We start from the raw sequence: 5803 nt of genomic DNA, 5'->3' as shown, positions 1-5803 counted from the left end.
AGAAGGCCGAAGGAGACTATGTTTTGGCTCTCAAAGGCAACCAAGGTCAGCTCAGCCAGTCAGTAAAGGATTGGTTTAAGCAAGCTCAAGCTCAGAACTGGCAGGGGATTGAGTTCACTCACCATCACAGTATCGGGCATTGGGCATCACCGCAGGGATACTCGTCAGGTTTGGGCGGTGCCAGTGAGTCAATTACCGCGCCCTGCATCGGCAACGCCAGTGGGTGGGCTTAACCACCGTAGTGATGGTTAAGACTACGCGAGAGTTATGGAACAAAACTACCAAGGAAGTTCGCTTTTACATTAGTAGTCTGGAAGCGGATGCTCAGCGCCATAACCAGGTCATTCGCTCCCATTGGACTATTGAAAATAGTCTGCATTGGGTGCTCGATGTCACCTTCAACGAAGATGCGAGTCGGATTCGTCAGGGTTATGCTGCCCAAAACCTGGGGCTGTTGCGCCGTTTAAGTGTCAATTTACGTGGATCGCGAACCGTCCCGACTCAGTCTGAAGATGAAGCGTTACAAGGCCGGGATGGACAATGACTTTGTAATCAAAATTCTGGCAGCCAGTGCGGCTGAGTGAGGGGTTGGCTCAGGTCAAGGCAAGTTTGAGGACAAGTTTGATCAGGTCATGGACTTCCTCATATAGCTCAAGCCACAGATCCAAAGCACTTTGCGGGACTTGAACACTAAATACATCAGCTTTGTGCATGTCATAACCTGCAGTGTACAGTCAAATTAATGGTCAAGTTAGAGTAATTTGAGAACTCGATCAAGATGCGATTACCCTGTGTAACAACTGGCTATTGCAACATGGCTAACCTTAGCTGTTGCTCAAGCTGCAGCAAATCTATTCCGAATGCTTCTCTGAGTATTTTGGCTGCTAATCCGATAAATTCTATTGGTTTTTCAACGCCTTGAACTCTTGCTTTCTCTATAGCGTCTTCGGTTTCCTCAGTTTCTTTCAAGATGCCTAGTAGTAAGTGTCCTGAATTTATCTGCGTCTGACCTGACTGGTTGGCCTCCTCAAGGGCCAGATCCACAACTCTTTGAACTCTGCGATTAATAAGATTTTTTTCGGGAATGATGCTTTCTGAACGCAATGGGGGATACTCACCAAGCATTTGCTTAACCTGGTGCTGTACCGCTTCAAAAGTTACCCCCGCAGCCATTAGAACCTGCGAAGCCACACCAACGTCTTCTACCAAAAATCCCAAAAGAATACCTTCTGTACCCAAGTAGTAAAGGTTTAACTGGCGAACGGCATCCTCTCCTAAATGAAAGACGCGGAGCGCTTCGGGAGTCAAGCTTTTCTTGGGAATAACGAAATTCAAATTATTCATCTTCATGTAGTCAGCAAGCCAAAGAAAGGAAACTGCTTTAAGAATGTATTCAAATGTAGCAAAATCGATCGCACCCCAATTTGCCGTTTCTACTTCCTCCTGCTGATACATCCTCATCAGTGACTCGTATATTTGTTCGTCGTCATGGACTAAAGTATTCATACTTTGCTCCCAGCGACTAAATAGATTTTTCACAGAATAGCTATCAAAATTCGTCCCTTTGCTCATCTCATTACGTACTTGACTCAGGAGCTCTAGCCATTCCGCCTCTCGTTCGCTAAATCTTGATTTCAGAATTTCTTGCTGTTCTGGTGTCAGATATTGTTGTTTGGACATAGAAATTGTCTCCATTACTTGAATCAGGTTTTCAACCGCAACCGATTGCTTTGTTTGTAGCTCTGTAGAGATTACCTCTAAGCGTTTGAGTAATTGGCGTGATAAGCTCATCTGCTCTTTTACTTTGGCTCGATGCAAGTCGATGGTTTGCTGAAGGGAAAATTCAGGATTTGATAAACATTCACTAATTTCCCTTAGAGAAAAGCCAAGCTGTCGCAGGGATACAATTTGCTGCAATCGGATGATATCCTGGTCACTATAGAGCCGATATCCTACCTCAGTTCGATGGGAGGGTGAGAGCAAACCAATTTCGTCGTAATAGTGCAACGTCCGAATAGAGATTCCAGTTTGTTTGGCTAACTCACCAATCTTCATGAGTTTAAACATCTTTAGCTCTGATCCTTATTTACCAGAGAAATGCGGTTGATAAGTTCACCTTAGAGCCTGACGTTACGTGAGAGTCAAGGGAAATCTGAGAATTTTTTTAAAAAAGGCAAATTATTTACTAACGCCATGGGCAACTAAATTTTAACGAAGCTCGCGGAATTCCCCATACCTGGGACGGGTGGGGATGGATAGCGAGACGACAAATCACGACGATTCATGTTATAATTAAGTTGGTTGGTGACCCGCCTGACTGTCTAAAAAGACAAACAGTTTTGGTGTAGACGTTACTAAGTGAGCTTGAGAAGGTCTAGTCAGTTTTTGATAAACTAAACAGACTCCTACTCCTAACTGATGATGGGAATTAGCGGCACAACTTTTAATCGGTAATAAACCAGAGCATATTGCTAGTATGCTTACCATTACTTTTGTAAAAATTGTCGCTTTTCCTACCACTACTAAACCATAAATTTTGAATTCCGAGAGTTATGTACCTAAAATTAGATACACTACACCAATAACACACCAGATAGCTTCACGATAACACCATCTTATCAAACCAATGTACATAGCTAATATTTTCACACATAAAAGCTTGTAAATATCGAAGCTTATAGAATATTTTATTGCCAAAATATTTCGGGATAACCACTAATTGTAATAAAACAGCTGTTGCACCTTTAAATTGGATATAATTCAGTGAAAAAACAAACCGTGTCTTGATGCAAAGCGCGAATGAGGAGGGAATAAAGAGTAGCTTATTTATAGCGGTAAAACTCAAGACAACCCATACAGGGCAATCACCAGTGGCGGAATAATCAACGCCATCAACAAACTTAATGGGGCACCCACCCTAGCAAAATCCAAAAACCTGTAACCCCCTGGCCCATAAACCATGGTATTGGTCTGATACCCAATCGGAGTCATAAAACTATTAGATGCGGCAAACATCACCGTAAACATAAATGCCAGAGGATTGAGACTCAAACTCTTAGCTACCTCCACAGCAATCGGCAAAAGTAACACCACCGAAGCATTATTAGACAGCACCTCTGTGATCAGGACAGTAACCACATAGAACAGTGTTAACAACCAATAACCAGGCAGATTACCCCCTAGTGCCACTAGATTTTCCGCTAACCATTCGGTTGTGCCTGACTCCTTCATGGCTATTCCCAAAGGAATTAACCCAGCCAGCAGGAAAATAATATCCCAGCGTACTGTTCCGTACAGTTCCCCAGGCTTGAGACAACCAGTGATCACCATCAACACTACTCCCAACAAGGCACTCACCATAATCGGTAGCACATTAAAGGCAGCTGCTAAGACTACCCCTACACTAATTGCGATCGCAATTACTGCTTTGTCTCGCCGTAGGGTTTCTAAATCTCGCTGTCCAATCACTAACAAATCTCGACTGGTTTGCAATCCCAACAAACTTTGCCTCGGACCTTGTACCAACAGCACATCACCAAAGTGCAAGCAAACTCTTCCAAGTCTTTCTCTGACCAGTTCCTGTCCCCGTCGAATTGCCAAAACCGTACCGTTATAGCGTTGCCGAAACCGCATATCCTTTAAGGTTGAGCCAATTAAATTAGAGTTAGCCAGGATCAACACCTCAGCAATCCCCTCCTCCCCAGAGGTAAGACCGGTTTCCAAGGGTTGCTGTCCAAATTGGACATCAGCTAAGATGTCTATCCCTCGTTCATCTTTGACTCTCAGCAGACACTCCCGACCAGACCTCACAATCAAAATATCCCCTGGTCGCAATACCTTATCTGCCAGCGGTTGGGGAAAACGGCTACCATTGCGAATCAGTTCCAAAACGTCCAAATCAAACTTCCGCTGGATTTCACTGGCACGTAGGGTTTGCCCCACTAGGCTGGAATCTGGTGTAATCACAATTTCACTGACATACTCTTTGAGATTATAGTCCTGAGTGACAATACCATTGCTAGCTACTTTACGGTTGGGCAAAAGTCGGGGTGCCACTAGAGCCAAATATGCCAATCCTATGGTGAATGTAATTAGCCCCAATCGGGTGAATTGAAACAAGCTGAAATCACCATAGCCCAACTGTTTAGACAACCCACTGGCCAAGACATTAGTGGAGGTGCCAATGGTAGTGATCATGCCCCCTAAGATAGTGACAAAGGATAAGGGCATCAAAAGCCTAGAAGGGGAAATACTTTGCTTGCGGCACCAATCTTCTACAATAGGAAGTAGTACAGCCACCACAGCTGTATTGTTAATGAAGCCCGTTATGGGCCCAGCAATTATTCCCATGGTAAATATTTGCTGGGTTGACTCCTTGCCTCCCCACTTCAGCAGTAGGTCATTCACGATTTGAAGCGCCCCAGTTCGGGCAATCCCAGCACTGAGGATAAACATAGCCATCACAGTGATCGTGGCAGGGTTGCCAAAACCGGAGATTCCCTGTTCTGGGGTGACTAGCTTTAGAAGCATAAGTAATACCATCACTGCGATCGCAGTGATATCCACTGGCATCCATTCCCTAATGAAACTGATTAAAGCTAGTACGACAACGCTCAGGGTTAGAAATATAGTCATAGATACAGCGGTTTGCAATTCAGTTAGGTACAAATTTCTGGATTTTAGGGAACAGGGAACTTCGGATCAGGGAACAGGGAAGTCAGAAGTGGGAAGTCGGAAGTCGGAAGTCGGAAGTCGGAAGTCGGAAGTGGGAAAACAATCCTGTGTACCTGATAGTTATGCAAACCGCCGTAGCGATCGCTCTCACCAAAAAAGACTACCTTAGTTAGGTAGCTCATGGACATCCATCAAACATTTTGATAAATTTACCTATCCATGGAATTTATCTCGCCATATACTAGCCAAAATGATTCAATAACGCTATTAGTTAGCGTATCCTTTATCAAACTAATTTATAGTTATAGCAATGAGCATAAGCCTTAGGAAATCAAATTAATTTAAAGGTAACTTCGGAACTTCGGAACTTTGTAACAAGCATGTACTAATCTTTATTCCCCGAATTCATCCGTGACTATGAACTTAATTATTCATTATTATCTAGTCAAGTATATCCCTTAATTAAAACTTTAAATTAAGACACCCTTGATTGAAAAAAATTTAATAATAAACTGTCAATTATTGTTGACTGTTAACTGTTGACTGTTAACTGTTGACTGTTAATCTTACCATCCCGCCAACAAAAAAATCAATTAAATTAAAATTGAATAAACTCCTGGGGGTTGCTCTGAGTATGCCAGGGGAACAGGTAGCTTCTGGAGTAGGGGAGTAGGGGATATTCCATGTCCGTCCCCATTCCCCCATCCCCCCATCTTCTTCAAAGTAAAGCGTGGTAGCTCACGCTTCGAGCAATTTTCCACTTCCCATCAAGCAGAATTCCCAGAGGAATCACCCTTACTACCGTGGTCAATACGCTTGATCGGTTTCGGTCTTGGTCTTTGGGGTTTGGGTGCTGTGGCTGTAGCCGCGCCATCCTTTTTACGAGCAGGGCGTGGCTTCGGGTAACTCTTTTTAGCACCAAAACGTTTTTTATTTTTATTAAATGGTTTTCTCTTTGGTCCTTTTTTGTTGAGAAACCCAATATCATTTCCTTCCTGGATCACCAGGGTATTGGCTTGCAGCTGTGCATGTAAATCCCAAAAATGACCAACGACCCTTTCTCCCAGGCAACCCTTAAGCTTTAACTTGAAAAACTTAGGCTTATCTGACTCTTTACGAGGTAATTGCC

At 43.5% G+C, this 5803-nt stretch carries 6 protein-coding genes and 3 pseudogenes; 2 read left to right on the top strand and 7 right to left on the bottom strand.

The window, feature by feature from the left end:
* Both F6K49_RS34325 and F6K49_RS34320 read left to right on the top strand, forming a co-directional pair.
* A pseudogene (locus F6K49_RS34325) lies at positions 1-233 on the top strand (hypothetical protein); the annotation flags it as partial.
* A complete protein-coding gene (locus F6K49_RS34320) occupies positions 224-544 on the top strand; it encodes an ISAs1 family transposase (protein WP_293103829.1) in 321 nt (106 codons plus the stop codon). The pseudogene F6K49_RS34325 and the gene F6K49_RS34320, both read left to right, overlap by 10 nt.
* Before the next feature lie 260 nt (positions 545-804).
* Here the strand turns inward: F6K49_RS34320 and F6K49_RS34315 are convergent, their stop codons facing one another.
* The 7 genes and pseudogenes from F6K49_RS34315 to F6K49_RS34285 form a co-directional block, all read right to left on the bottom strand.
* Complete coding sequence (locus F6K49_RS34315; protein WP_293023630.1) at positions 805-2067, bottom strand: MerR family transcriptional regulator; 1263 nt, start codon at positions 2065-2067, stop codon at positions 805-807.
* 225 nt (positions 2068-2292) lie between these two features.
* The gene (locus tag F6K49_RS34310; RefSeq protein ID WP_293023628.1) at positions 2293-2487 is read right to left on the bottom strand and encodes a hypothetical protein; all 195 of its coding nucleotides are present in this window, start codon (positions 2485-2487) and stop codon (positions 2293-2295) included.
* Positions 2488-2599: 112 nt separating this feature from the next.
* Positions 2600-2728: pseudogene (locus tag F6K49_RS34305) on the bottom strand (IS4 family transposase); the annotation flags it as partial.
* A gap of 113 nt (positions 2729-2841) precedes the next feature.
* Positions 2842-4635 carry an SLC13 family permease gene (locus F6K49_RS34300; protein ID WP_293103826.1) on the bottom strand — a complete coding sequence of 598 codons (1794 nt, stop codon included), beginning with the start codon at positions 4633-4635 and terminating at the stop codon, positions 2842-2844.
* Positions 4636-4679: 44 nt separating this feature from the next.
* A complete protein-coding gene (locus tag F6K49_RS34295) occupies positions 4680-4856 on the bottom strand; it encodes a hypothetical protein (RefSeq protein WP_293023622.1) in 177 nt (58 codons plus the stop codon).
* A 364-nt stretch (positions 4857-5220) separates the two neighbouring features.
* Positions 5221-5379: a hypothetical protein gene (locus tag F6K49_RS34290; RefSeq protein WP_293023620.1), complete on the bottom strand. Its 159-nt coding sequence runs from the start codon at positions 5377-5379 to the stop codon at positions 5221-5223.
* Positions 5380-5441: 62 nt separating this feature from the next.
* A pseudogene (locus F6K49_RS34285) lies at positions 5442-5803 on the bottom strand (hypothetical protein); the annotation flags it as partial.

This window comes from Moorena sp. SIO3I6, from assembly GCF_010672095.1.
The sequence above is the reverse complement of the archived record's forward strand: the minus strand, read 5'-3'. Positions and strand labels throughout refer to the sequence as shown.

What these genes read in the sequence shown, in the direction of transcription:
- F6K49_RS34315 (WP_293023630.1), bottom strand. Translation starts at nt 2,067, where the DNA reads ATGTTTAAACTCATGAAGATTGGTGAGTTAGCCAAACAAACTGGAATC.
- F6K49_RS34310 (WP_293023628.1), bottom strand. Translation starts at nt 2,487, where the DNA reads ATGGTAAGCATACTAGCAATATGCTCTGGTTTATTACCGATTAAAAGT.
- F6K49_RS34300 (WP_293103826.1), bottom strand. Translation starts at nt 4,635, where the DNA reads ATGACTATATTTCTAACCCTGAGCGTTGTCGTACTAGCTTTAATCAGT.
- F6K49_RS34295 (WP_293023622.1), bottom strand. Translation starts at nt 4,856, where the DNA reads ATGAGCTACCTAACTAAGGTAGTCTTTTTTGGTGAGAGCGATCGCTAC.
- F6K49_RS34290 (WP_293023620.1), bottom strand. Translation starts at nt 5,379, where the DNA reads ATGGGGGAATGGGGACGGACATGGAATATCCCCTACTCCCCTACTCCA.